Consider the following 23,178-nt stretch of genomic DNA (forward strand, 5'->3'; position numbering starts at 1 on the left):
TCTTCCCATCAGAGAAGGACGCTTTCTTTTTCTGGAGAAGGATTTTTATTTAGGGAAGCGAAATAAAAAAGAAAAGGAGGAGAAACGATTTGAAAAAACTCATAACCGAGGAGGACATTGCGTCACTCGTATCCGTGACAGACCCGCAATATGCCCCTGACGGCAGAAGAGCCGCTTACGTCCGGACAACAGTCAATCATAAGCGTGATTCCTATTCCTCAGCCATTATGGTATATGACACAGAATCAGGCATCTCAAACCCGTGGACTTTCGGGGACAATAGAAATACAAGTCCGCGGTGGTCGCCTGACGGACGGCGCCTCGCCTTTGTTTCTGACAGGGAGAACGGCGTCCCTCAGCTGTACATCATCGACGCTGCCGGCGGAGAGGCGGAACAGGCGGCCGATATTCCTTGGGGCGTATCAGATCCAATATGGGCGCCCGACGGCAGATCCGTGCTTGTGTCCGTCAGTCTGACATCAGCGGAGCGCGCCGATGAGAAAGAAAAAAAGAAGCATGACGAGTATGATCCGGTTGACATTCAGTCATTAACATATAAACGTGACGGGAAAGGCCTGCTGAACGGAAGCTGGGCCCAGCTTGTGCTGATTCATCTTGAAACGGGGGAGATTCAGCAGCTGACGGATCATGAAGCGGATCATTATGACGCGGCCTTTTCACCGGATGGCAGGCAGCTTGCGTTTACCGCCAATTTATGCGAGCCGGGTGACGCCGGAAAGCCGAGCGATGTCTATCTGATGAATCTGGCGGATGGAAGCCTGAAGCAGATTACGCCGCACCGCGGTTCTTTCGGTTCCTGCGTGTTTTCACCGGACGGTTCTTATATCGCGATGCTGGGCCATGAAAATGAATTTCGCAATGCGACTTTAGAAAAAGCGTGGCTGTACGACGTGAAAACTGAGCGGCTCACCTGCCTGACCGACATGCTGGATGTTCATTTGAGCGATGCGCTGATTGCGGATTCAATCATAGGAGGAGTGACGCCCCGGCCGGTATGGACAAACGACGGGCAGGGATTTTACGTTCTCGGGAGCGAGCAGGGAAGCACCGGTATTTATTATATCTCGATTGACGGCCTCGTATATCCGATCCGATTAGAAGAAGAGTATGTGAACGGTTTTGCTTTTCATCCTGATCAGAAAAGCTGTATCGCTGTCATTGCCAAACCCGCACAGCCTTCCGAGCTTTACAGCATTTCGCTCGAAGATGGGGAAGAGAAGCAATTGACATTCAACAATGATCGGTTTATTGAGGAGCGCATCATATCCGTGCCGGAAAAGCTGCAATATGAAACAAAGGACGGGCTGACGGTAAACGGCTGGTTTTTAAAGCCCGCCGTTTTTGAAGAGGATCAAACTTATCCGCTCATTCTATACATACACGGCGGGCCTCACATGATGTACGGCCATACGTATTTTCACGAATTCCAAGTGCTGGCCGCACAAGGATATGCTGTCGTGTATGTCAACCCGAGAGGAAGCCACGGCTACGGGCAGGATTTTGTCAATCGTGTCAGGGGTGATTACGGAGGCGGAGATTACCGTGATGTCATGCAGGCGGTGGATGAAGCCGTTCAGGCGTATCCGTTTATTGACAGCGGCCGTCTCGGTGTGACGGGCGGAAGCTACGGAGGGTTTATGACGAATTGGATTGTCGGGCAGACAGACCGTTTTAAAGCAGCCGTCACGCAGCGCTCCATTTCAAATTGGTTCAGCTTCCACGGTGTCAGCGATATCGGTTTCTTTTTTACCGACTGGCAGCTCGGACATGATTTGTTTGAGGAAGCGGATAAGCTTTGGGATCGTTCTCCTGTAAAATATGCGTCCCGCGTTTCGTCGCCGCTTTTGATTCTGCACGGTGAGCGAGATGACCGCTGTCCGATAGAGCAGGCCGAGCAGCTCTTTACCGCGTTGAAGAAACTGAACAAAACGACGTCGTTCATCCGATTTCCGAAAGCCACGCATGAGCTGTCGAGAAGCGGCCATCCCGAACAGCGAATGAAACGCATCCGTTATATTTGTTCATGGTTTGATGACTATTTGTAAAAATAAAAAAACCAGGCTGTCATGCAGCCTGGTTTTATGATTAAAATACTTGTTCTACTTCAACGACACCCGGTACTTCTTCAAGAAGGGCGCGTTCAATTCCGGCTTTCAGCGTAATCGTTGAACTTGGGCAGCTGCCGCATGCGCCAAGGAGGCGAAGCTTTACAATGCCTTCGTCTACATCAACAAGCTCACAGTCACCGCCGTCACGAAGCAGAAACGGACGTAATTTATCCAATACTTCCTGTACTTGCTCTTTCATTTCAACCTCAGTCATGAGATTCGCTCCTTTCATATACATAAAACCATTATATTCACAGTAACGGTAAAAATCTAATGTTTGGTTTGCAAAGCTGCTTTCTCCATTATAGCATATTTAAACTTGAACATAAAAACCGTTTTTTATACAAAAGCTGCCCCGTCCTTTGTATACTGGTGTAAAGGGGATGATATACATGACAAAGCCGGTTACGCTCAGTGTTTACGGCGCTGAAACGCTTTGCGCAAGCTGCGTGAATATGCCGAGCGCCAAAGATACGTTTGAATGGCTGGAGGCGGCGCTGAAACGGAAATACCCGGAGCAGCCTTTTAACATGCGGTATATTGATATTGACGCACCGCCTCAGCAAAAGGAGACAGAAGAGCTTGCGGAGCGCATCAAGAACGATGAATTTTTCTATCCGCTCGTGTTGGTGGAGGATGTCATTGTGGGGGAAGGGAATCCGCATTTAAAAGATATATATGAAGAAATGGAAAAGCGCGGCTATGTGGGAGGCTCTTAAAAATGGCCGCTGATCGCAATCAGCGGCTTTTTTCTTATCAGCCGTTATGATGCTTGTACATCCATAAAAGGCCTGATTTTAATAAACGGGGCACACGCCCGATGAGCGGACGGTCGTTGACAAGACCGAAGCCCGCTTTTTTTCCGAGTGAACCGAGGACGCCTTTCAGCTTAAATTGAGGCATTGTTTCCGGCAGGTCTTCATTGTTCCAGCGTTTCAGGAGGATCTGCACAATTTGTTCCGCCTGTGCCTCAGCCAGCTGGGCGCTCGGCGCATGCGGCAGGCTCGCGCAATCACCGACGACGTAAACATGCTCATCGCCCGGAAGGTTGTGATGCGGTGTTAAAACGATGCGGCCTTGCGGGTCTTTTTCAGCATCCAGTTCTCTGACGGCTTTATTCGGCTGAATTCCCGCCGTCCACACGATGGCATCGGCCGGTATTCCTTCATCATGATTATAAACGATGCCGTCTTCCACTTTTGTAATATTCGCATTATTGATAATGGTGACGCCGTGTTCTTCAAACCATTTCTGAACGTACTTGCTGAGTCTTTTCGGAAAGCTTGATAAAATCAGGTCGCCCCGGTCAAATAACATAATCTTCAGGTCGTCACGGCTCTCTCTTAATTCACTGGCAAGCTCCACGCCGCTTAATCCCGCTCCGACGATAGCGACAGATGCATTGGCGCCGAGGTTGTTCAGCTTTTGATAGGCTTCGCGTGACTGATCAATGGTCTGAATGCTGTAAGTATGTTCCGGCGCGCCGGGCACGTTATGATACTTATCCTCGCAGCCCAGTCCGATCACCGCGTCATCGTAAGAAATCGGTTCGCGGTCATGAAACAGAACCTGTTTGTTTTTCGTGTCGACGGAAGCCACCTCACCGTATTGAACATCCAGATTCGGATGCTCAGGAAAAGACACCCTGATATGATGATCAGAAATCGTGCCGGCTGCGAGCGCATAATATTCTGTTTTTAAGCAGTGATACGGGTTTCTGTCAATCAGCGTGATGGATATATCTGACGGAAGCTGGTTCGGCAGTAAGCGGTGCAGCACCCTCATGTTTCCGTAACCCCCGCCGATCAAGACCAATTTTTTCATAATGATTCCCCTTTTGCCCGAAAAATATGGTAGTCAATGTTGTTACAAAATAACGAACTATGTAAAATAACATCTAGAATTATATCGAATTTGATCTAAAACCACAATAATAGTTTTAAAATAACCTACAAATTGACCAGAAAACACGTAATAGTAAAACCTTTAACCTGAATTAATATGTTACGATAACATTGAGCGTGAAACCGGATCTTTGACGAATAGAGGAAATTCCGTTAGGATAAGGTACATATGTGAGGTGAAACCGCATGAATCCGATGATTGAATTCTGTGTCAGCAATTTAGCGCGCGGTTCCCAGGAAGCACTTGAGATCTTAGAGAAGGATCCGAACTTGGACGTGCTTGAATACGGCTGTTTAAGCTATTGCGGGAAATGCATGGAGTCCCTGTTCGCCCTGGTTAACGGCGAAGTGGTCACGGGAGGCACGCCTGCTGAACTGGTTGACAACATATATAAATTCATAGAAGAAAATCCGATGTTTTAATCAGAGGCTCCGAACGGGGTCTCTTTTTTATTGCGCCCCGGGTTTTAGCAAAATAAAAAATTTGTAGACAGCAAAAATAAATATTGTTATCTTAATAAAGACTTTTTTTAAATAAAATTTTAGAGGTGGATTCATTGAATATCGTTTGGGGGCTGCTCGGGGCAGTTGCTATATTAGCCATTGCTTTTTTGTTATCAGAGAAGAAAAGCAAAATTAACCTGCGAACCGTCATTGTCGGTTTGTGTTTACAAATGGCCTTCGGATTCATCGTATTAAAGTGGGACGCCGGCCGGGCTGTATTTTTATGGTTCTCAAGCCGTGTGCAGCTTCTCATTGATTATGCGAACGAAGGCATCAGCTTTATTTTTGGCCCGCTGTTAAAAGTGGGCAGCAGCCCGGCTTTTGCGCTGAGCGTTCTGCCGGTCATTATCTTTTTCTCAGCGCTGATTGCCGTTTTGTATCACTTGAAAATCATGCAGCTCATCTTTCGCGTCATCGGAGGCGGACTGTCAAAACTTCTTGGGACAAGCAGAACGGAATCGCTTGCGGCGGCTGCGAATATTTTTGTCGGACAGTCTGAATCACCGCTTGCCATTAAACCGCTGATTGCGGGATTGACCCGTTCCGAGCTGTTTACGATTATGACGAGCGGCCTTTCGGCTGTAGCGGGTTCGACGCTTTTCGGTTACGCCCTGTTAGGCATTCCGATCGAATACCTGCTGGCGGCCAGCTTTATGGCGGCTCCCGCCGGTCTCGTGTTCGGAAAAATTTTAATACCTGAAACGGAAAAAACGCAGACGATAAAAGGCGATTTTAATATGGACGAAGAAGGCGAAGGCGCCGCTAATGTGATTGATGCAGCGGCAAAAGGCGCGTCCACGGGCCTTCAGATTGCTCTAAATGTCGGCGCCATGCTGCTTGCGTTTGTCGCGCTCATCGCCGTAGTGAACGGAATTCTCGGCGGAATCGGCGGCTGGTTCGGTTTCAAACATATTACATTAGAATCCATTCTCGGTTACGTGTTTTCACCGATCGCATTTGTAATCGGCGTTCCTTGGCATGAAGCGCTCGGAGCGGGAAGCTATATCGGACAGAAACTTGTGCTGAATGAGTTTGTCGCTTATTCAAACTTCGGTCCGCATATTGCGGACTTTTCTAAAAAAACGTCTACGATTATCAGCTTTGCGCTGTGCGGATTTGCCAATTTCTCTTCGATTGCGATTATGCTCGGCACACTGGGCGGATTGGCCCCAAGCCGCCGTTCGGACATTGCGCGCCTCGGATTAAGAGCGGTTATTGCGGGAACACTCGCAAACCTTCTCAGCGCGGCGATTGCCGGCATGTTTATTTAGTAAACGATAAAAGCTCCCTGCATATGCAGGGAGCTTTTATGTATGAAAAACGGGGGATATTTGTATTGTGTCCGAGCAGAAGAGCTTTTATACTAAGTAAAAGAAAAAAAGTTGGAGGCCGATATGAATTCATTCCGTTTTACCAAGATGCACGGTCTTGGAAACAGTTATATATATGTAAATCAATTTGAAGAACAGCTGCCGGAAGAACGGCTGGCTGAGATTGCCGTTAAAGTGTCCAGCATTCACACGGGCATCGGCTCTGACGGAATGATCCTCATCTGTCCGTCAAAAAAAGCGCCCGTCAAAATGCGGATTTTTAATAATGACGGCTCAGAAGGGAAAAATTGCGGCAACGGCCTTCGCTGTGTGGCAAAGTACGCATACGAACATAAGCTGACAGAAGAAATGTCCTTTTTCATTGAGACGCTTTCAGGCCTTGTGAAAGCAGACATTACGGAAGACAACGGGATTGTGCGTGAAGTCGCCGTCGATATGGGCGAACCGCGCCTCGCCAAAAAAGAGCTGCCGATGCTCGGCAATGAAGATGAGCGGACGATCGATGAAACCTTTGTTTTTGGAGAAACGGAGCTTTCCGGAACAGCCGTATCAATGGGAAACCCCCATATTGTTTTTCCGGTTGCGGATATCAATCAAGCGCCTCTTACAACGCTCGGCCCCGTCATTGAAAAAGACCCGAGATTTCCGGAAGGCGTCAATGTCGAATTTGTGGAAACCGTCAGCGCCGATGAACTTCATTTCCGCGTATGGGAACGCGGCTCCGGAATTACGCAGGCTTGCGGAACAGGCGCCTGTGCGGCGGCTGTCGCATCCGTATTGAACGGTGTTTCCGAACGAAACCGGGATATCACCGTTCATTTAGCGGGAGGCGACCTTGTGATTAATTGGCAGGACAACGGGCACGTGCTGATGACGGGACCCGCCGAAACCGTATGCAGCGGCGTCTTTTATTTGTAAACAGCTCGTTTGAGAAATACTCTCCTCAAGGTTTATAATAGATATCAGCATTGTTTTTAAAAAAGGAGGTCTACCTATGAGTGTTCCAGTAACCATCACTGAAGCAGCGGCTTTGCATATAAAAGATATGATGAAAGAGCATGAAGAAGAAAACGCGTTCCTTCGTGTGGGCGTAAAAGGCGGCGGCTGCAGCGGCCTGTCTTACGGGATGGGATTTGAGCATGAAAAAGGCGAAAAAGACAGCATGTTTGAACAGCACGGAATCACCGTCTTGGTCGACAGCGAAAGCCTCGATATCATGACCGGCACGATCATTGACTTCAAACAGTCCATGATGGGCGGCGGTTTCACCATTGACAACCCGAACGCCATCGCTTCCTGCGGCTGCGGTTCATCTTTCCGCACGGCCAAAAACGCCGGTACGCCGGAAGAGTGCTAAGGGTCAACCCGCCATTCTTAGGATGAAAAAATATGACGTCTTTCTTTTCGATGGCGCTTGCACCATTGTTAAGAAAGGCGTTTATCTGTTTAATAAAAATAAAACCCGCTCAACAGAAGCGGGTTTTGCTTTTTTAAAGATGTTATTCAATTGTATGTTTCATTGCATTGTACATATTTGCCGTATGTTCATCGGCTTTATCCCGTGACATGCGCAGCCGTTCCGCTGAAGAACCATATCCGATTTCTAGTTTGCCCTCTTTCAGTCCTTTAAAAATCCCATCAGCGAATTCATCCAGCGGTTCTCCTTGAGTATGCAGCCCTGCTCCGCCTAAATCTGTATTCACCGCCGGAGGCGCAACTTCAATCACTTCTACAGATGAATCAGAAAGCTGATGTCTCAGACTCATTGTAAATGAATGAAGCGCTGCTTTCGTTGCTGAATAGATCGGTGCAATAGCAAGCGGTGTAAAAGCCAATCCCGAAGAGACGTTAATGACAGCCGCATCTTTTTTTTCGGCAAAAAACGGAGCGAACAGCATAGACAGGTGGAAGGGAGCTTCAATGTTCGTAGTGATTTCTTTATTGAAATAGTCCCAATTGTCCTTCGCATCCGCTTTCAGCACATGAAAACGTTGTTGAATCCCCGCGTTGTTTACTAACACATTCACTTCCGGATAATTTTCTTTCACCCAATCAAACAGTGATATACGTTCAGATGGAATGCTCAAATCACTGACATATGTAATAAGATCCGGGAATGTTTCCTTTGCTTTTTGAAGAGCGTGCTCACGCCGTCCGGTCACAATGACTTTATTTCCCGCTTTTAAAAACCGTTCTGCGAAAGCCAATCCTATTCCGGCATTTCCGCCTGTAATCAGTATTGTATTTCCCGTCAGTTTCATATTAACTCCTCTTTTCCGATTGTTTCATACTTCTTAGATAACATTTCAGCTCCCGCTTCTATCCTGCAGCTGCAATCCAATCAATATATTTTTTGGATGATCGGGAAACCGCCAAAGTTATTCTTTCCTTGTCACAATATGATGATACGGCTTAAAGCACGGTTTAAGTCAACAAAAGAACCTTGTGATTCCGTTTCGGTTACTCACATCAGACATAGGTCACGAAAGGAAAGCCGAATGTGAAGTCTTGGAATTTTCTTGATGCGATAAAGCGTACCGTATCACATGGGTGAGAGGCAATTAAAAAACGTTTCTGATCAAAACAAAAGGACGGCGATGCATATGCAGGAAGGAAACAGCGTTGATATCAGGCCGCTCAGCCTGAATGATGCAGAGCAGGAACTGGTTTTGCAGACGGAAAACCGCATGTTCTTTGAACGGTTTGCCATGTCGAGACAAGAGGATTTTTATACGCTGGAAGGCCGGAAAAAACGAATTGAACAATCACTGAAGAATGCGGAAAATGATACTGAATACAGCTTCGGCATTTTTCTTCAAGATCAGACCCTGATTGGCACGATCAGCCTTTTTCAGGTGGTTCGGGGTTCCCTCCAAAGCGCTTTTATCGGTTATTTTTTAGATGGCAAACATAACGGGAAAGGCTATGCGACGATGGCTGTTAAGCTGGCAGTCGATTATGCATTCAATGAGCTGAAACTGCATCGGATAGAAGCCGGAGTCATGCCGCACAATAAGGCGTCAATCCGGGTGCTCGAAAAAGCTGGCTTTCATAAAGAAGGCATTGCGAGAAAAAATGTAAAAATAAATGGAAAATGGGAAGATCATCAGGTGCTGGCGATCATACATCCGGAGGATACATGACGATATCCTCCTTTTTTATATCCTTCGTCTCTTTCGACAGGTTCTTTCTAAAACTTCAAATCAATTGTCTAAATCATACTATTTGCAAATTCAAAAAAAAAAATAAAGGGTATATAGAACTGAAAACTCTGAAAGATGTGCTCATTGTCAACACGTCCTAAAGTCATATTTTTCGAAAGGATATTGATTTTTTGATAGGATTAAACTAAATTGTAAAAGTATAGAATAGTTAATTTATTTTGTAAGAAAAGGATGATAATATGATAGGTCAATTGAGTAATAAAAAAATATTTTTAAGTTCTTTTTTCATCATTTTGATCTGTTCATTACTCTTCCAATTCAGTATTTCAGATAAAGTTCTGCAGTCGTATTATTCTTCCGTCGGAGAAAGTACCTACGATATCGGGGAGAAAAGTGTTCGTACGATTGTCATGTTTCTGCAAGGGTTTATGATCTTCACAACTTTTGTGGAAATTCTGATAGGCGGATTTCTGTTATTCGTTGCCGCTTTTATTCTCGGTACAAAAAAACCGAAAAAAATATATTTGCTTCTATATACACTGACTTCTTTAATCTCGGCATTTAAAATGTTGATTCTTTCAGTTGTTAACTACTTAACGGCTGATTCCTCGCTTATATATTCTGCCGGCGGCACCAGCTTGAGTCTGCAGCTGCTGGACCCATTTCTACTCATATCAATCGCGGCTCTTTATGCTGCCGCAGGAAAACTGACCGATCTCAGTAAAGGCAAGAGAATCATTTTGACTGGATGTTTTGTTTTACTAAAACTCTTTACTATTTTCTTAAACTATTTTATGGCGGATAAAATTTAGCTCGGGAGAGAGTCAATTAAGCTGAATTTTATTATAAATTAAAAAAACAGAGTAGGGAGATGTTATGATGAACTTAGTAAAATCTAATAAAAAGTCTTTCATTTTGTTTGGCGCGGCTCTTGCTGCAGCAACATTGGTTTATGCACTATTATTAACGGGAACTGAATTAAACGTGGCGGCGGCTCATGCATTCTCAGCCAATGCTGAATTAGCTTCTACTCTCGGCATCTCTACAGCAGCAGCTAAAAAAGCAATTGATATTATTGATGCGGCATCAACAATTGCTTCTATCATTTCTCTTATCGGTATCGTTACAGGCGCAGGCGCGATTTCTTATGCAATCGTTGCAACAGCAAAAACAATGATTAAGAAATACGGCAAAAAATACGCAGCTGCTTGGTAAAATCGATCAATAAATAATTGCTCTTTTTGTACAAGCTGCAAAAAGAGCCTCTCTCCCAAATACATATGTAAGGATTGAAAGTATGATAGTCAAACAAATTGCGGCTCTTATCAAATATAATACCCTGTCATCGTTTCGAAAAAGAAAGGAAGATTGGGGCATTCCTCAACTCAACAGCAAACTGCTGTCTGCCATTATTATTTCTCTGTTATGTTTATATCTCGTTTTCCTGGGATGCGGTGTTGTATTCGGGACAAAACTGATTCAGCTGCCCCTCAGCGCATGGGGGCAATTTGTTTTAATCGCCGTTTCACTTGAGCAGCTTTTTTGGGCTGCCGGCTTCTTTAAAGAACATCACAATGCCTTTCTGCTGGATACGCGCAAGGTTATTCATCAATTAAAAAAGGTTCGTTTTTTACAGCTGTTTTCTGTTTTTGCCGGCCAGGCGATCAAAAAAACCATTTTCGTATGGTATCTTTTTGTTTTTCCGGTCTTTTTGTTTTTATCAAGCGCAGGCATGACCGGGTCTGCGGCGATCATCGTATTTTTCTTGGGCTTCGTTTATTTTCTTCTCAATTTATTTTTATCTATGCTGTTTTCTTATGTTGTTTATCTTCTTACAAATATGTGGAGCAAATTGTTTTACTTGAAAATCATGAAAGGCATTTTATTCAGCGTCAGCCTGCTGGTTCCGCTTGCAGTCGGGTATGCCGTTTATCTTCTCGTGTTTGGGGAGTATACCGCAAAGGATATTTCTAGCTTTACGGAGTCACCGGCTTTCCGGAACATCCTCATGAATACGCCGTATGTATGGTTAGCATTCCGCTCACATTCCGTGCTCGTTTTCGCTGCGGTGTTTGCGGCCGGCGTCCTTTTAACGGCGGGAATGTTTAAACTGTGGTCGGCCACCCTGAAGAAAATGGACCTTATTCCTTATATGTTTTTGACAAACGCAGATTTTGCGCCAAAGCTGAAATTATATAGAAATAACAAAATATTTCATGCCGTTTTTCAAAAGGACCTCCTGTTCTTATCGAGAATTGACGGGTTTTTTATCAGGAATTTCGGCAGTATGCTGTATTTGTTCATGCTGTTTTTAGGTTTTTGTATTCCGCTTTTATCGCATCACTTTATCGGGTATTCGGCAGCCGCCATCGTGTCTGCGGCGGTTATCATTGCGAACTTTTCGTATCAGCTCGTCGGAGATGCGCTCAAAACAGTATTATCAGTAGACGGGGAAATAAAAAATCAGCATTTGTTTCACCGGAATATCAAACATGCGTGGCAGCTGGTGTTTCCGAAAGTATGTATTTATAATCTCGCCGCTCTTATCTATTCGTTCATCATCACCATTTTGATTACGGTGTTTTTTCCGTCTTCTGCGGCGCTGACGATTTACTTGTTTATTGTGTTTTTATGTTCGGGTTTTTTATACAGTCTTGTCCAGATTTCAAGCACCGCCCTGTATCCTAAGAAAAACTGGGAGCATCTGTACGAAATTGGAGAAGCGGGGAAAGCAAAGACGTATAACAACTTATACAGTTCTTTCATTTTCATTGTGTCGCTTCAAATCGCTGCGATCACATCGTATTTTATCTATAAAAAGCCGGAACTTGAAACGATGCTTATTCATTCTGCATCAGGTATTTTTGTCCTGTTCACACTATTAAACTATGGAGTCATGTTTCTGTTTCTTCGCAGAATCAATATGGCGGAAAGGTTTGCGAACAATGATTAAATTAGTGAATATACAAAAAAACTATAGTGAAAAACAGGTGTTGAAAGATATTTCGTTTGAGGTGAAAAAAGGCTCAATCTATGCTTTGCTGGGGACTAATGGAGTCGGGAAAACAACGACTTTGAAAATCATTTCGGGCCTGCTTAAACCGACTTCAGGCCGCGTCATGATTGACGGCAAGGAACTGGATTCAGAAGAGGGGGGGCAAATATCGGCTGATATCGGTTTTGTGCCCGACCATGCTTTTTTATATGATTATTTAACGGGAGTCGAATACTTGCGTTTTACAGCGGAGATGTTTCAAGTGCCGTCTCAGCGGACAAATGATTATATAAAGAATATGTTAGAGACGCTGAAGCTTGCTCAAGACGGAAATCAGCTGATTAAAACATATTCACACGGAATGAAACAAAAATTATCAATTGCGGCCGCGCTCATTCATCAGCCAAAGATATTAATTCTTGACGAGCCGCTGACGGGCATTGATTTAATCAGCGGTAAAACGATACGAACGTTATTAAAGGAGTACGTCAAGCAGGGAAATACGGTCCTGTTATCGACTCACCTGCTGGAGCTGGCGCATTCGCTGTGCGATACGATCGGTATTATACATGAGGGCGTTTTTGCGGCGGAGTATCAGTCATCCGAGCATTCATTAGAAGAGATTGAAGAATTGGCTGAGAGTATCTATACATGATGAACCGCCTGTTGCCGGCAATCAGGACGTCCGCCATTCCGTTAACCGCGTCATTGCTGTTTTTTTCAGGGGGTGTGATCGCTGCGTTTTTTTCCGATCACTTTGTTTCATCAGCGTCTTACAACGGCTCGTCAGGCGCGGTTGAACTGCTGAAAAATAATGCAATAGCTTGTCTGTTTTTAGCCGCGGGTTTTTTTACCTTTGGGTTGACCTCAATCTTTTATTTATTCACCAACGGGTTTATTTTAAGCGGCTCTATTATAGAAAATCTACATAGCGGGGTTCCTTTTTATCAGATTTTTTTACTGCTAATTCCTCATGGTATATTTGAAGTTCCTGCGTTATTATTAAGTGGCGCCATTGGTTTTAAGGGCGTTGAATTGGTCATCAGGCTGAGTTTTTCTAAGGAAAAAAAGATAATCGCTTCAATGTTCAGGCATATTGGAATATTGGTGCTGCTTATTATTTGTCTGCTGATCGCCGCTGCCATTATTGAAGCTTACATCACACCAATTTTTAAGTAAAAGGGGCAGAAATCATATGAGAAGTAAATTATCATTAATCGGTGTGCCGATTGTTATGATTATCGGTTATATCATTTCTTTATCCTTTGAGTGGCTGTTTCCTGTTCTTACTTTTGGGGTGGCAGGACTATATCTCTTTATATTTGCTCCGGTGCAAAATAAATTCATTCGTTACATCTTTTTGTTTATTTTTGTGATTAATCTGTTAGCCAGTGCGGCTCTTTATTTCGGTATTTAATAAAAAAATGACATTCATATTGAATGTCATTTTTTTTTATCTTCGAGCGGCTCTGCTGCGTGTTAAAATCTGTCGCCGTTGAAAATAGAGTTTTTTACGATCACGTAGTCGACATTGCGGATGGCTTCGAGTGTATTGCCGCCGGCGTAAGAGATGGAAGATTGCAGATCCTGCTCCATTTCAATCAGCGTGTCCTGTAAAGACCCTTTATGTTCGACATGCATTTTTTTGCCTTCGACGTTTTTCTTTTCGCCTTTTTGAAATTCGGAAGCGGAGCCGAAATATTCTTTGTACAGCTTTCCATCGATTTCGATCGTTTGTCCCGGTGATTCTTCGTGGCCGGCGAATAATGATCCGATCATGACCATGGATGCGCCGAATCGGATGGATTTCGCGATATCGCCGTGCGTGCGGATGCCGCCGTCAGCAATGATCGGTTTGCTCGCCGCTTTTGCGCACCAGCGAAGCGCGGCTAATTGCCACCCGCCGGTTCCGAAGCCGGTTTTAATTTTGGTGATGCAGACTTTCCCGGGGCCGATTCCCACTTTTGTCGCGTCAGCGCCCGCGCGTTCCAGCTCCCTTACAGCTTCAGGCGTCCCGACATTCCCTGCGATGACAAAGCTTTCCGGGACATGTTCTTTAATAAATTGAATCATGCTGATCACGGCATTGGAATGGCCGTGCGCGATATCAATGGTAATATAATCCGGCACCAGCTCCTGTGCTTTCAGCTCCCGGATGAATTCATAATCATTTTCCTTCACGCCGACACTGATGGAAGAAATCAGTCCGCGCGCTTTCATATCCCGGACAAAAGCCAGGCGTTTTTCCGGCTCGAAGCGGTGCATGATATAAAAATACCCGTTTTCCGCGAGCCAGGCCGCGATGTTTTCATCTATAATCGTCTGCATGTTGGCCGGTACGACCGGAAGTTTAAACGTGTGTCCGCCCAACGTAACTGATGTATCACATTCAGATCGGCTTTCAACAATGCATTTTGCAGGAATCAGCTGAATATCTTCATAATCAAATACATTTTCCATATATAACACCCCTAAAAGCGAATGATAGAATTAAATAAAATTAAAATGTTCGTCTTTTTATAATGTACTTTGTTTTGTCAGGAATGTCAAATGATTTCATGCCGCCTCATATGCGGTCAGCTTGTCATCCATTTGCAGTTTGGTTATCATAGTAGTATTGGGTGTTGTAAGACATTTGTTACGATAGATAGATTTGCAGAAGAAGGGAGGGGCCGGTGTGGAACAAAAACAGCCCGGGCACAGCCCGAAAGCCCAGAAAATTCAGGACCGGATTATTTTAGGCACGATTTGGGTCGTGTCGGCGCTTGTCATTGCGCTTGTTGTCGGAACCGTCATGAATTATATTTGGATGTTTAAATAAAAAAGAGTCTGTGCCGGTATGACACAGACTCTTTTTTATTATTTTTCAAACATGCTTGTAGAATGCAGAGGCTGGACGCGCGCTTTCGGGTCCATGTAAGCCTTCGCGTTGTTCACGGCTGTCGGAGCTTCGCCGAAACCGCTGGCGATCAGCTTGACCTTGCCTTCATATGTGCAGATATCTCCGGCGGCAAAGAAGCCTTCGATATTCGTTTCCATTGTGCTTTTGACGACGATGGAATTTTTCTCGATTTCAAGGCCCCAGTTTTTAATCGGGCCGAGAGAAGAAACAAAGCCGTAGTTTACGATCAAGTCATCAATTTCAATGATTTCTTTACGGTCGCCTTTCACTTCTTCGAGAACGAGCTGTTCGATCCGGTCTTCACCGACAAGTTCAGCGGGAACAAACGGTGTCAGCACGTTGACTTTAGAATTATGCAGGTTTTCGACACTGTGCTCATGCGCGCGGAATTTATCACGGCGGTGGATGATGCTGACTTCTTTCGCGATCGGCTCAAGCATGAGCGCCCAGTCCACCGCGGAATCGCCGCCGCCCAGAACGGCAACGCGTCTGCCTGCGAATTGATTGAGGTCGTCAATGAAGTAGTGCAGGTTTTTGCCCTCATATTGTTCCGCTGATTCCAGCTCAAGCTTTCTCGGCTTAAATGCGCCGTTTCCCGCTGTAATAATAACCGTTTTTGAATAATGCGTTTCTGAATTCGTGACAAGCTTAAACACACCGTCCGCCTGTTTTTCAACAGATTCAACGGCCTGCTCTAAGCAGATAGTCTGATCGAACTTTGCCATTTGCTCTTTTAAGTTGTTCACAAGTTCTTGGGCGCGGATTTTCGGGAATCCGGCTACATCATAAATATATTTTTCAGGGTACAGCGCGCTGAGCTGGCCGCCAAGCTGAGGCAGGCTCTCGATGATTTTGACGCTCGCCTGTCTCATTCCCCCGTAAAAAGCGGTAAACAGGCCGACCGGGCCGCCGCCGATGACCGTAATATCATAAACCTTTGAATCCTCTTGCATACCAAATTGCCTCCTAATTGAAAATTGTTATTAATTATAACATACAATTTAAAAGGATGACGAGTGCCGAAAACCGCCCGGCCGCTTCATTCTTGAAAAAAATTGCGGCCGCCGCTAAGATGGGGACAAATTCCAATCTGTTTTTTCCTGAATGTTTTCTGATTCTTCCGGATAGTATGGTGATATGCAGACATGTGCGGTTTTCTAAAAAATTTTATATTTCATTTCATAAAATCCCGCCAATAAGCTGAAGCTAATACAAATGTTGATTTGATTATGCGTCTAACAGCAAAAAAAAGAAGGTGGATGTGATGGCATTGAATAAACCCAAAATCGTGGTTTTAGGTGCAGGTTATGGTGGATTAATGACAGTAACAAGGCTTCCGAAGCATATCGGGGCAAATGACGCTGACATTACTTTGGTCAATAAACACAATTATCATTATGAAACGACATGGATGCATGAAGCGAGCGCAGGAACGCTGCATCATGACCGCTGCAGATATCAAATAAAAGATGTAATCAATGAATCACGGGTCAAATTTGTGCAGGATACCGTAAAAGCGATAGATGTGCAAAATAAAAAGGTGACGCTTTCACAAGGGGACATCCCTTATGATTATCTTGTCATCGGGCTTGGCGCCGTCCCTGAAACATTCGGGATTAAAGGCTTAAAAGAATTCGCTTTTCCGATCGCGAATATTAATACGTCGCGCCAGCTGAAAGACCATATTGAGCTCCAATTTGCGACATACAATACGGAGGCTGAAAAACGCCCTGACCGCTTAACCATCGTTGTCGGCGGAGCGGGCTTTACGGGAATTGAATTTCTCGGTGAACTTGCGAACCGCAAGCCGGAGTTATGCAGATATTATGATATAGATGAAAGTCTCGTCCGGATCGTCTGTGTCGAGGCCGCCCCGACGGTTTTGCCGGGATTTGATCCGGAGCTTGTCGATTACGCCGTTCAATACCTTGAGAGCAAAGGCGTTGAATTTAAAATCGGCACCGCGGTTCAAGAATGCCGCGCAGACGGTGTCACAGTCGGCAAGAAAGATGAAGAGCCGGAAGAAATCAAATCGCAGACCGTTGTCTGGGCCGCGGGTGTGCGCGGACATCCGATCGTGGAGGAAGCGGGTTTTGAAAATATGCGCGGCCGTGTCAAGGTCAACCCTGATCTTCGGGCGCCGGGACATGATGACGTTTTTATTCTCGGCGACAGCTCGCTCTTTATCAATGAAGAGACGGAACGGCCGTACCCGCCGACTGCTCAGATCGCGATGCAGCAAGGAGAAACGGTCGCCAAAAATCTGGGCGGTTTGATAAAAGGAGGCCAGCTTGAAGAGTTCAAGCCTGACATTAAAGGAACGGTCGCCTCCCTCGGTGAGCATAACGCTGTCGGAGTCGTATACGGCAGGAAGCTTAAAGGCACGCCGGCGTCCTTTATGAAAAAGGTCATTGATAACCGCTCGCTCTTTATGATCGGCGGGCTGGGCCTGACGCTGAAAAAAGGGAAGTTTAAATTCTTCTGAAAACCCGCAGCCGCGGGTTTTCTCTTCTTTTAAAAAAGAGCGCTATAAAAAGCATGTAAAAGAAAAAAATGAATGTTTCCGCTTACATGAGTTGATTTGTCACATATTCTGACTTGGTGCTTGACAAGTAAATATGGTATATTATCAGAAAATTAAGAAAAAGGGTGATCCGCATGAAAACGACAGCAAAAAGCACGGCGGCGTGTCCGTTCTGCTCAGGTAAAGGGTATTTTCAATTGCTTCTTGGCGGCTCCGAAACATGTCCCTCCTGCCAGGGAAGCGGCAAAGAGAGACGCTGATTTTTCCAGACGTTGACTTTTTTACCGCCCCCGAGGTACACTGAAAGTGCTGTAGGGGGTGGATGTTTGTGATTAGTTTGCCGGTTGTCCTGATCTCAATCGTACTATTTTTTGTACTGTTTTTCGGCATAGGCTTTCTGTTGAACATGCTGCTTAGAATGTCGTGGATTATGGCTGTTGTCTATCCGATTGTATGCCTTTTCATTATCAGCAATAAAAAGATGATCAGTTACGTGCAGGCGCCGGGGGAATCCTTTCAAAGCCTGTTTCAGCGCATCATGTCATTAGCGGTTGCGGATGTCGTGATTTTGGCGGGCGGACTGGCGGGAGCCATCATGTCAGGCATTTCCATAAAGGCGCTCAGAAAAAGAGGATATCAAATGTTTTAAGCCGCTTTCTTATTCAAGAAAGCTTTTTTTGTGTCGCGGCGCTTTTTGTATAGCACCTCACCGAGTTGGGAACAATGACTCGGAGGAGAGTGATTTCAGATTGACGATAATCAGACGTGTATTCATGATCGTGCTCTTTTTGGGCGCATGCCATGCGACATACTTTTCCATAACCGGTGTTGAAGCAAAGGATCTGACAAATTGGATGACGGAACATCGCGGCGCCGTTTTGAAAAACATCGGCACTCCGTTTCAATCCTTACAGAATCAGCCGGAAAAGAAGGCATCAGGCAGGGTAAAGCCGCTGGAAGAAGCTTTTGACTGGGAACGCTATCCGTCACAAAAGGTGACGGCCACCGGTTATACCGCCGGAGCGGAATCTACCGGAAAATCTCCCGGGCATCCGCAGTACGGAATTACATATTCAGGCGTGAAGGTCAAACGAGATTTATATTCAACTGTTGCGGCCGATCCGTCTGTTTTCCCGATCGGGACGATTCTGTTTATACCGAATTACGGTTACGGGGTTGTCGCCGATACCGGCTCAAAAATTAAAGGCAGCCGCCTTGACCTCTACTTTGACACCGTCAAGGACGTCTATAACAATTGGGGCAAAAAAACACTTGAGGTCTACATGATTAAAAAAGGGAACGGCACAGTGACCGAGGACGAACTTGTAAAGCTGAACGAAACCAAGTCGCTGCAAGTGTTCAGAAATCAATACAAAACGGTAAAAGAATAAAAACGCTTCAGCGTCCGCTGAAGCGTTTTTTACATAAAGAAATAATCTAAAATCAATGTCAGCACAATACCGGTGACGCCGCCGAAGAATACTTCAATCGGCTGATGGCCGAGCAGTTCTTTCAGTTTCTTCTGTTTTTCCTTCTCTTCCGCTTTCTGAAAGTCCTTCGCTTCGCTGACAAACCGATTAAAGTCGATGACCAGTTTATTAATGACCGTCGCCTGTTCACCCGCATGCCGCCTGACACCTGTAGCATCGAACATCGTAATGACGGCGAAAATCGCGGCGACTGCAAACAGGGGCGAGTCCAGTCCCTGTTCCAAAGCGATTCCGGTTGACAGCGCGGTGACGGCGGCGGAATGGGAGCTCGGCATGCCGCCGGTGCTCGTCACAAGAGACCAGTCAAGTTTTTTGGATACGATAAATTGAATAGGCACTTTTACAACTTGGGCAAAAATAATGGCGGCAAAACTCGCCAGTAAAGGAAAATTCATAAGTACATCCATATGCGACATCCTTTCTGTATCTGCTGATTCCGATCGTATCGAAAAACTGCAGAAAACGCCCTTAGTTTGGTAAAATAAAATCAATGAAAAATGTTTTTTCATTATACCACTTTACATAACAAATACCCACATAAGGAGTGTTTACTCATGTTTTATGCATCTGATCAACTGCGGCATCCCGAAACACTGGTCATCGGTCTTTTTCAAAAAAGCACGCTGAACGGATTTACGAAGGAATTGGATGATAAATTGGACGGTCATCTGACCCAGCTGTTAAAGGATGGTGATGTGTCCGCCAAACGCAATCGTGTATCAAAAGTATACCCTCCGGCTGCGACCGGTATGAAACGTATTTATTTTATCGGCCTGGGAAGAGAAGCGGATTATTCGTTTGAAGATACGAAAGAATGCTTTGCACGAGTATTTCAGCAGATTCATCAAGATAAAAAACAGGAAGTATCCGTGTTGCTCGATACATTCGTCTCCGGGGAAGTGCCTGCCGCCGATGCCGCTCATGCGCTTTCAGAAAGCTGTCTGCTTGCGGTTTACGAAGTGCAGGATTATAAACATAAATCGAATGAGCCGGATCAGGAACTGAAATCAGTCTGCGCCGTGACCGAAGAAGACCTGAGGGAAGTGCAGGCCGGCCTGAACGTCGGCGCGGCATACGGCCAAGGGACGAATTCAGCCCGCACGCTTGTGAATATGCCGGGTAATATGCTGACGGCCACTGATTTGGCGTCATATGCCGCTGAGCTTGCGGCAAAATACGATTTCGAGTGTGAAATTTTAGAAAAAGATGAAATGGAAGAGCTCGGCATGGGCGGGCTGCTTGCCGTTAACAAAGGCTCATCCGAACCGCCGAAAATGATCGTTCTGAAGTATCAGGGCAAAGATCAGTGGGAAGACGTCATCGGCCTGGTCGGTAAAGGAATTACCTTTGATACGGGCGGATATTCAATAAAGCCGAAAACCGGCATCGTCGGCATGAAAAGCGATATGGGAGGGGCCGCCTCGGTATTGGGCGCAATGGAAATTATCGGCGAACTCCGGCCTGAACAAAACGTGCTCGCCGTCATACCGTCTACGGACAACATGATTTCGTCCGATGCTATGAAGCCTGATGACGTCATCGTCTCGCTCAGCGGAAAAACCATTGAGATCCTGAACACCGATGCGGAAGGGCGTCTCGTGCTTGCTGACGGCATCACATACGCCAAGCAGCACGGAGCCTCTGTCCTTGTAGACGTCGCAACGTTAACGGGCGGTGTCATTGTCGCCTTAGGGAACGAAATGACGGGCGCCATGACCAATCACGCCGCGTTTTATGAACAAGTGGCGGAATCGGCGAAAGAATCCGGCGAGCCGATCTGGCAGCTTCCGATTACAGAAAAGGATAAAAAACGGGTGAGAAACAGTCAGATGGCTGATTTGAACAATTCTCCGGGAAGAGAAGGCCACGCGATTATGGCGGGGGCATTCCTTGGTGAATTCGCGGAAAACACGCCGTGGGTTCATCTCGATATTGCGGGAACCGCGACGGCGAATAAAGCGACATGCTTCGGCCCTGCCGGCGCAACAGGCGTCATGGCAAGGACGTTGGCTGTTTTGACTGAGCGGTTTACGCCCGAAAGATAACAGCATCCCGCTGCCTTGATGCAGCGGGTTTTTTGATTTCCAAAATCTTTAGTTGACTAAAGCGCAGAATGTATGTTAACTTTAATTATCTACTACATTAGCAAACTAAAGGATTTTTGGAGGGACTCATCAATGAATGCTGTTGTTGTCGCAGTATTGCTTATGCTCGTCTTAAGCCTGCTGCGTGTCAATATTATTATAGCTTTAATGATCGGCGCGCTTGCCGGCGGGCTGACCGGCGGCTTAGGCCTCGGAGAGACGGTGAAGGCTTTTACGGACGGTCTCGGCGGAAATGCCACCGTCGCGGTCAGCTACGCGCTGCTCGGAGCATTTGCCGCGGCACTGACAAAGACGGGGCTTCCCGATGCAATGGTGGAAGCGTCTGTCAAACTAATCGGAAAAAAGGAAGATTCGCGGAAAAAAGCACTGTCAAAAGTGTTAATCGTACTGATTATTTTAATCATATCCTGTTTCTCGCAAAACGTGGTGCCCGTTCACATTGCGTTTATTCCTGTATTGATTCCGCCGCTTTTAAAAATATTTAACGAACTTGAAATAGACCGCAGACTGATCGCGTGTGTGATGACATTCGGACTGACTGCGCCGTATATCGTTCTGCCTGTCGGATTCGGACAGATTTTCCAAGGGATGCTGAGAGATAATATGGCGTCAGCCGGTTTAAAGGTCCCGCTCAGTGATATTCCGTATGCTTTAATCATCCCGACGGCCGGGATGGTAGTCGGATTAATTTTATCCGTCATCGTCTTCCGGAAACCGAAGAAATATGAGACGAAGGAGATTGCCGGACTGTCGTCTTCTCCTTATACGAAAAAAAGCATTGCCATCGCCCTGATCTCCATTGCCGTGTCGCTTGCCGTTCAGCTCTATCTGTCACAAGTGCTCGGAGTGGAAGGTATGATCATGGGCGCGCTTGCCGGTTTGTTTACGCTGTTTATCAGCGGAGTCATGAAGCGCAATGAAGCGGATAAGCTGATCACGGACGGCATGATTCTGATGGCTTTTATCGGGTTTGTCATGCTTGTTGCGGCCGGTTTTTCAAATGTATTGAACAAAACGGGCGATGTGGCTTCCTTGGTCAAAGCATCAACAGGCTTTATCGGTCACAGTCAATCATTAGGCGCGCTCCTGATGCTGGTGGTCGGTTTATTAATCACGATGGGAATCGGATCATCATTTGCAACCGTACCCGTCATTACGACCATATTTGTCCCGCTGTGCGCTCAGCTCGGATTCAGCCCGATGGCGACGATCGCCGTAATCGGAGCGGCCGCCGCGGTCGGTGATGCGGGTTCTCCTGCAAGTGACAGTACGCTCGGGCCGACGTCAGGCCTCAGCGCTGACGGACAGCACCACCACATTTGGGATACGTGCGTACCGACATTTATTTTCTATAACATTCCGCTTGTGATATTCGGGTGGATTGCCGCGCTTGTTCTGTAAAAAAGGCTCCCGGAAAGGGGAGCCTTTTTGTATGCTGAGAACATCTTACGCCGGATTTCTGCTGAACCCCGTCGCTTTATGAATAGACCTGTATACGGCGGGCGCGATAGATGCCAATAACAGTGCTAAAATGATATCTTTTATGAAAAACCATATCATGTAAAACCAGGCCATTCCGTAGCTGATCGGAGCATGAAGCCATAATTTCAGCGCAATATACGTATAGGACGTGCCAATGATATAAATGACGGCGGTACCGATCAAAGAGGCCCATGCATAATGCAGGCGGCCGGGTTTTTTTGTTTTTTCCAGCAGCCATCCGGCTGCAAATGCCGCCGGAATGTAAGCGAGAATAAATCCGCCGCTCTTTCCGATAAACGGCGCAAAGCCTGCTGAGAATTGAGCGAAAACAGGCGCCCCCGCGAGTCCGGCCAATGCGTATACCGTCATTGCAATGGCTGCCCGTCTGGCGCCGAGAAGCATCGCGGCTAACAGACAAAAGAAAGGCTGCAGCGATAACGGAATTCCCGCAACTTGCAAAAAAGGAGCCATTGATGTAATGTTGGCGCCGACGGCCATCAGGGCGGCAAACATGCCGATAAGCGCCATATCGCCCGCGCGAAGGTTGCGTTGTTTCATTTGTTTTTCCCCCTTACACTTGTACCAGATTAGCGTAATCGAAGGGTGATTGATTGTCAACAAAGATTTAATACAGGTTTACTAAATGGA

27 protein-coding genes are annotated in these 23,178 nt (G+C 46.0%); 20 read left to right on the forward strand and 7 right to left on the reverse strand.

Annotation, left to right across the window (positions count from 1 at the left end; all coding sequences use genetic code 11):
- The first annotated feature begins 89 nt into the window (after window positions 1-89).
- Window positions 90-2,066: a S9 family peptidase gene (locus OVA33_RS08930; protein WP_063637050.1), complete on the forward strand. Its 1,977-nt coding sequence runs from the start codon at window positions 90-92 to the stop codon at window positions 2,064-2,066.
- Window positions 2,067-2,106: 40 nt separating this feature from the next.
- On the opposite strand, the gene OVA33_RS08935 is transcribed toward OVA33_RS08930, so the two are convergent.
- A complete protein-coding gene (locus OVA33_RS08935; protein ID WP_169510385.1) occupies window positions 2,107-2,442 on the reverse strand; it encodes a NifU family protein in 336 nt (111 codons plus the stop codon).
- Between the two features lie 79 nt (window positions 2,443-2,521).
- On the opposite strand from OVA33_RS08935, the gene OVA33_RS08940 reads away from it, so the two are divergent.
- Window positions 2,522-2,848, forward strand: a complete 327-nt coding sequence (locus tag OVA33_RS08940; protein ID WP_063637049.1) for a YuzD family protein — start codon at window positions 2,522-2,524, stop codon at window positions 2,846-2,848.
- Window positions 2,849-2,885: 37 nt separating this feature from the next.
- On the opposite strand, the gene OVA33_RS08945 is transcribed toward OVA33_RS08940, so the two are convergent.
- On the reverse strand, window positions 2,886-3,953 hold the full coding sequence (locus tag OVA33_RS08945) for an NAD(P)/FAD-dependent oxidoreductase (protein ID WP_025650199.1): 1,068 nt from the start codon (window positions 3,951-3,953) through the stop codon (window positions 2,886-2,888).
- Between the two features lie 266 nt (window positions 3,954-4,219).
- On the opposite strand from OVA33_RS08945, the gene OVA33_RS08950 reads away from it, so the two are divergent.
- The 4 genes from OVA33_RS08950 (at window position 4,220) to OVA33_RS08965 (ending at window position 7,225) form a co-directional block, all read left to right on the forward strand.
- Complete coding sequence (locus tag OVA33_RS08950) at window positions 4,220-4,456, forward strand: YuzB family protein (protein WP_063637048.1); 237 nt, start codon at window positions 4,220-4,222, stop codon at window positions 4,454-4,456.
- Window positions 4,457-4,590: 134 nt separating this feature from the next.
- Window positions 4,591-5,808, forward strand: coding sequence for a NupC/NupG family nucleoside CNT transporter (locus OVA33_RS08955; protein ID WP_012118346.1), 1,218 nt, complete (start codon window positions 4,591-4,593; stop codon window positions 5,806-5,808).
- A 123-nt stretch (window positions 5,809-5,931) separates the two neighbouring features.
- On the forward strand, window positions 5,932-6,786 hold the full coding sequence (dapF, locus tag OVA33_RS08960) for a diaminopimelate epimerase (protein WP_128974219.1): 855 nt from the start codon (window positions 5,932-5,934) through the stop codon (window positions 6,784-6,786).
- 76 nt (window positions 6,787-6,862) lie between these two features.
- The gene (locus OVA33_RS08965; protein WP_003151967.1) at window positions 6,863-7,225 is read left to right on the forward strand and encodes a HesB/IscA family protein; all 363 of its coding nucleotides are present in this window, start codon (window positions 6,863-6,865) and stop codon (window positions 7,223-7,225) included.
- 142 nt (window positions 7,226-7,367) lie between these two features.
- Here the strand turns inward: OVA33_RS08965 and OVA33_RS08970 are convergent, their stop codons facing one another.
- Window positions 7,368-8,129: an SDR family oxidoreductase gene (locus OVA33_RS08970; RefSeq protein WP_017419451.1), complete on the reverse strand. Its 762-nt coding sequence runs from the start codon at window positions 8,127-8,129 to the stop codon at window positions 7,368-7,370.
- 342 nt (window positions 8,130-8,471) lie between these two features.
- Between OVA33_RS08970 and OVA33_RS08975 the strand changes: the two genes are divergently transcribed.
- The 7 genes from OVA33_RS08975 to OVA33_RS09005 all read left to right on the forward strand — a co-directional run bounded on the left by OVA33_RS08975 (window position 8,472) and on the right by OVA33_RS09005 (window position 13,444).
- Window positions 8,472-9,011 carry a GNAT family N-acetyltransferase gene (locus OVA33_RS08975; protein WP_063637056.1) on the forward strand — a complete coding sequence of 180 codons (540 nt, stop codon included), beginning with the start codon at window positions 8,472-8,474 and terminating at the stop codon, window positions 9,009-9,011.
- A gap of 260 nt (window positions 9,012-9,271) precedes the next feature.
- On the forward strand, window positions 9,272-9,844 hold the full coding sequence (locus OVA33_RS08980) for a hypothetical protein (protein ID WP_007613520.1): 573 nt from the start codon (window positions 9,272-9,274) through the stop codon (window positions 9,842-9,844).
- Between the two features lie 67 nt (window positions 9,845-9,911).
- Entirely contained in the window at window positions 9,912-10,247 is a 336-nt protein-coding gene (locus tag OVA33_RS08985; protein WP_003151973.1) for an uberolysin/carnocyclin family circular bacteriocin, read from the forward strand.
- A gap of 82 nt (window positions 10,248-10,329) precedes the next feature.
- Window positions 10,330-11,985, forward strand: a complete 1,656-nt coding sequence (locus OVA33_RS08990; protein WP_014418787.1) for a hypothetical protein — start codon at window positions 10,330-10,332, stop codon at window positions 11,983-11,985.
- A complete protein-coding gene (locus OVA33_RS08995; protein WP_007613514.1) occupies window positions 11,978-12,682 on the forward strand; it encodes an ABC transporter ATP-binding protein in 705 nt (234 codons plus the stop codon). Before OVA33_RS08990 ends, OVA33_RS08995 begins: the two co-directional genes overlap by 8 nt.
- Entirely contained in the window at window positions 12,679-13,206 is a 528-nt protein-coding gene (locus OVA33_RS09000) for a stage II sporulation protein M (RefSeq protein WP_017419445.1), read from the forward strand. Before OVA33_RS08995 ends, OVA33_RS09000 begins: the two co-directional genes overlap by 4 nt.
- Window positions 13,207-13,222: 16 nt before the next feature.
- A complete protein-coding gene (locus OVA33_RS09005) occupies window positions 13,223-13,444 on the forward strand; it encodes a DUF5970 family protein (protein ID WP_003151978.1) in 222 nt (73 codons plus the stop codon).
- Between the two features lie 62 nt (window positions 13,445-13,506).
- Here the strand turns inward: OVA33_RS09005 and guaC are convergent, their stop codons facing one another.
- Complete coding sequence (guaC, locus tag OVA33_RS09010; protein ID WP_017419444.1) at window positions 13,507-14,487, reverse strand: GMP reductase; 981 nt, start codon at window positions 14,485-14,487, stop codon at window positions 13,507-13,509.
- A 217-nt stretch (window positions 14,488-14,704) separates the two neighbouring features.
- Between guaC and OVA33_RS09015 the strand changes: the two genes are divergently transcribed.
- Window positions 14,705-14,848, forward strand: coding sequence for a hypothetical protein (locus tag OVA33_RS09015; RefSeq protein ID WP_003151982.1), 144 nt, complete (start codon window positions 14,705-14,707; stop codon window positions 14,846-14,848).
- A 38-nt stretch (window positions 14,849-14,886) separates the two neighbouring features.
- On the opposite strand, the gene yumC is transcribed toward OVA33_RS09015, so the two are convergent.
- On the reverse strand, window positions 14,887-15,882 hold the full coding sequence (gene yumC, locus OVA33_RS09020; RefSeq protein ID WP_007613496.1) for a ferredoxin--NADP reductase 2: 996 nt from the start codon (window positions 15,880-15,882) through the stop codon (window positions 14,887-14,889).
- A gap of 311 nt (window positions 15,883-16,193) precedes the next feature.
- Between yumC and OVA33_RS09025 the strand changes: the two genes are divergently transcribed.
- The 4 genes from OVA33_RS09025 (at window position 16,194) to OVA33_RS09040 (ending at window position 18,844) form a co-directional block, all read left to right on the forward strand.
- Window positions 16,194-17,414 carry an NAD(P)/FAD-dependent oxidoreductase gene (locus OVA33_RS09025; protein WP_012118337.1) on the forward strand — a complete coding sequence of 407 codons (1,221 nt, stop codon included), beginning with the start codon at window positions 16,194-16,196 and terminating at the stop codon, window positions 17,412-17,414.
- Between the two features lie 173 nt (window positions 17,415-17,587).
- The gene (locus OVA33_RS09030) at window positions 17,588-17,713 is read left to right on the forward strand and encodes a YuiA family protein (RefSeq protein WP_007408708.1); all 126 of its coding nucleotides are present in this window, start codon (window positions 17,588-17,590) and stop codon (window positions 17,711-17,713) included.
- Window positions 17,714-17,781: 68 nt separating this feature from the next.
- Window positions 17,782-18,102: a YuiB family protein gene (locus OVA33_RS09035; protein WP_025650206.1), complete on the forward strand. Its 321-nt coding sequence runs from the start codon at window positions 17,782-17,784 to the stop codon at window positions 18,100-18,102.
- A gap of 100 nt (window positions 18,103-18,202) precedes the next feature.
- Window positions 18,203-18,844, forward strand: a complete 642-nt coding sequence (locus tag OVA33_RS09040; RefSeq protein ID WP_017419440.1) for a 3D domain-containing protein — start codon at window positions 18,203-18,205, stop codon at window positions 18,842-18,844.
- Between the two features lie 29 nt (window positions 18,845-18,873).
- Here the strand turns inward: OVA33_RS09040 and OVA33_RS09045 are convergent, their stop codons facing one another.
- Window positions 18,874-19,350: a divergent PAP2 family protein gene (locus OVA33_RS09045; protein WP_003151991.1), complete on the reverse strand. Its 477-nt coding sequence runs from the start codon at window positions 19,348-19,350 to the stop codon at window positions 18,874-18,876.
- A gap of 147 nt (window positions 19,351-19,497) precedes the next feature.
- Between OVA33_RS09045 and OVA33_RS09050 the strand changes: the two genes are divergently transcribed.
- Both OVA33_RS09050 and OVA33_RS09055 read left to right on the forward strand, forming a co-directional pair.
- A complete protein-coding gene (locus OVA33_RS09050; RefSeq protein WP_003151992.1) occupies window positions 19,498-20,988 on the forward strand; it encodes a leucyl aminopeptidase in 1,491 nt (496 codons plus the stop codon).
- 132 nt (window positions 20,989-21,120) lie between these two features.
- Complete coding sequence (locus OVA33_RS09055; RefSeq protein WP_025650207.1) at window positions 21,121-22,449, forward strand: Na+/H+ antiporter NhaC family protein; 1,329 nt, start codon at window positions 21,121-21,123, stop codon at window positions 22,447-22,449.
- Window positions 22,450-22,494: 45 nt separating this feature from the next.
- Here the strand turns inward: OVA33_RS09055 and OVA33_RS09060 are convergent, their stop codons facing one another.
- Window positions 22,495-23,088 (reverse strand): biotin transporter BioY, encoded by a 594-nt coding sequence (locus OVA33_RS09060; protein ID WP_017419438.1) that lies wholly within the window; start codon window positions 23,086-23,088, stop codon window positions 22,495-22,497.
- Between the last annotated feature and the right edge of the window lie 90 nt (window positions 23,089-23,178).

The organism is Bacillus sp. KICET-1, assembly GCF_027721405.1.
In the GTDB taxonomy this organism is placed as follows: domain Bacteria; phylum Bacillota; class Bacilli; order Bacillales; family Bacillaceae; genus Bacillus; species Bacillus velezensis.

Bases quoted from the DNA above. Each gene is read 5' to 3' on its own strand.
- OVA33_RS09045 (WP_003151991.1), bottom strand. From the start codon at position 19,350: ATGGATGTACTTATGAATTTTCCTTTACTGGCGAGTTTTGCCGCCATT.
- OVA33_RS09025 (WP_012118337.1), top strand. From the start codon at position 16,194: ATGGCATTGAATAAACCCAAAATCGTGGTTTTAGGTGCAGGTTATGGT.
- OVA33_RS09000 (WP_017419445.1), top strand. From the start codon at position 12,679: ATGATGAACCGCCTGTTGCCGGCAATCAGGACGTCCGCCATTCCGTTA.
- dapF (WP_128974219.1), top strand. From the start codon at position 5,932: ATGAATTCATTCCGTTTTACCAAGATGCACGGTCTTGGAAACAGTTAT.
- OVA33_RS08980 (WP_007613520.1), top strand. From the start codon at position 9,272: ATGATAGGTCAATTGAGTAATAAAAAAATATTTTTAAGTTCTTTTTTC.
- OVA33_RS08965 (WP_003151967.1), top strand. From the start codon at position 6,863: ATGAGTGTTCCAGTAACCATCACTGAAGCAGCGGCTTTGCATATAAAA.
- OVA33_RS09030 (WP_007408708.1), top strand. From the start codon at position 17,588: ATGAAAACGACAGCAAAAAGCACGGCGGCGTGTCCGTTCTGCTCAGGT.
- OVA33_RS09005 (WP_003151978.1), top strand. From the start codon at position 13,223: ATGAGAAGTAAATTATCATTAATCGGTGTGCCGATTGTTATGATTATC.
- OVA33_RS08985 (WP_003151973.1), top strand. From the start codon at position 9,912: ATGAACTTAGTAAAATCTAATAAAAAGTCTTTCATTTTGTTTGGCGCG.
- OVA33_RS09060 (WP_017419438.1), bottom strand. From the start codon at position 23,088: ATGAAACAACGCAACCTTCGCGCGGGCGATATGGCGCTTATCGGCATG.
- OVA33_RS08995 (WP_007613514.1), top strand. From the start codon at position 11,978: ATGATTAAATTAGTGAATATACAAAAAAACTATAGTGAAAAACAGGTG.
- OVA33_RS08970 (WP_017419451.1), bottom strand. From the start codon at position 8,129: ATGAAACTGACGGGAAATACAATACTGATTACAGGCGGAAATGCCGGA.
- OVA33_RS08940 (WP_063637049.1), top strand. From the start codon at position 2,522: ATGACAAAGCCGGTTACGCTCAGTGTTTACGGCGCTGAAACGCTTTGC.
- yumC (WP_007613496.1), bottom strand. From the start codon at position 15,882: ATGCAAGAGGATTCAAAGGTTTATGATATTACGGTCATCGGCGGCGGC.
- OVA33_RS08950 (WP_063637048.1), top strand. From the start codon at position 4,220: ATGAATCCGATGATTGAATTCTGTGTCAGCAATTTAGCGCGCGGTTCC.
- guaC (WP_017419444.1), bottom strand. From the start codon at position 14,487: ATGGAAAATGTATTTGATTATGAAGATATTCAGCTGATTCCTGCAAAA.
- OVA33_RS08975 (WP_063637056.1), top strand. From the start codon at position 8,472: ATGCAGGAAGGAAACAGCGTTGATATCAGGCCGCTCAGCCTGAATGAT.
- OVA33_RS09050 (WP_003151992.1), top strand. From the start codon at position 19,498: ATGTTTTATGCATCTGATCAACTGCGGCATCCCGAAACACTGGTCATC.
- OVA33_RS09055 (WP_025650207.1), top strand. From the start codon at position 21,121: ATGAATGCTGTTGTTGTCGCAGTATTGCTTATGCTCGTCTTAAGCCTG.
- OVA33_RS08990 (WP_014418787.1), top strand. From the start codon at position 10,330: ATGATAGTCAAACAAATTGCGGCTCTTATCAAATATAATACCCTGTCA.
- OVA33_RS08945 (WP_025650199.1), bottom strand. From the start codon at position 3,953: ATGAAAAAATTGGTCTTGATCGGCGGGGGTTACGGAAACATGAGGGTG.